This window comes from Bartonella sp. CL162QHHD (assembly GCF_042195435.1).
Taxonomy (GTDB): Bacteria; Pseudomonadota; Alphaproteobacteria; order Rhizobiales; family Rhizobiaceae; genus Bartonella.
Map to the genome: position 1 here is coordinate 1 of NZ_JBHIOG010000025.1, position 1,051 is coordinate 1,051.

At 35.8% G+C, this 1,051-nt stretch carries 1 protein-coding gene; it reads left to right on the forward strand.

The window, feature by feature from the left end; genetic code table 11:
* Positions 1-173 precede the first annotated feature (173 nt).
* Positions 174-953 (forward strand): hypothetical protein, encoded by a 780-nt coding sequence (locus ACFILD_RS02945; protein WP_375664734.1) that lies wholly within the window; start codon positions 174-176, stop codon positions 951-953.
* Positions 954-1,051 lie beyond the last annotated feature (98 nt).

Genomic DNA, 1,051 nt, shown 5'->3' on the forward strand with positions numbered 1-1,051 from the left:
ATGCATATGGAATTCCTGAAGATTGTGAAATTTATGAAAACGATACCGTTGTAAAGATTATTGAAAATAACGCTGCGTAAATAAGACGCGGGCGCGGCGGGGGCGCCCTTCTTTAAACATCTCATTTCAAATTTTATCAAATGTTTATCACATTAAATTGTGAGGGTATCTCTATGTGCAAAAAATACGAATTAACTAGTGAAATCAAAAAAATCAAACATGCTCTTACTCGAAATATTATAAGCCTTTATCGCATTAAAGCTTTAAAAGATTTTGATGATGTACAGGCGGGGTCTTTAGGCGGCTTTATTGAAAAGGAAGTTAACCTATCCCATGATGGTAATTGCTGGGTGTATGATGAGGCTTGTGTCTATGGTCATGCAAGAGTGTATGAAAATGCAAAAATACGCCATTTTTCTCAAGTCTGTGGTCAAGTTTATGGCAATGCTGAGGTCTATGGAAAAGCTTTTATCTCTCAATATGCTAAAGTTTATGACCATGCTTTTGTCTATGGCAATGCTCATGTTTATGGCAATGTTTATGGGTATGCTCATGTGAATGGTAGTGCCCGCATTCTTGCTGATGCTCATATTTATGATCATGCGCATGTTTCTTATGATGCTACGGTTTTTAGTTATGCACGCGTTTATGGTCATGCCAAGGTTTGTGGCTCTGCTTGCATTTATAGCCATGCAAAAATTTATAATTATGCTGTTATTAATGGTCGTGCTAAAATTTATGGCAAGGTTTATGGAAATGCTTGTGTGAGTGGCTCTTGTGAGATTTATGGCTCTGTTTATGGCAATGCTAAAATCTCATATTGTGCAACAATCTGGGGGCGTGTTTATGGCAATGCAAAAATCAATAAAAAAAGCAAAGTAAGGTTGGTTCCAAAAAATTGTGAGGTGTATGAAAGGGATAATGTTGTCAATATAACTGATAAAACAGAATAAAAAGAGACATGGGGGGCGTGCATTCTTTATGGTTATAAACGCATATAAAATGCATTGCTATAAACATATCATAAAAGAGAGAGTAAAATAAAAAAAAA

Excerpts from the sequence above, each read along its gene's own strand:
- ACFILD_RS02945 (WP_375664734.1), top strand. The coding sequence starts at position 174 with ATGTGCAAAAAATACGAATTAACTAGTGAAATCAAAAAAATCAAACAT.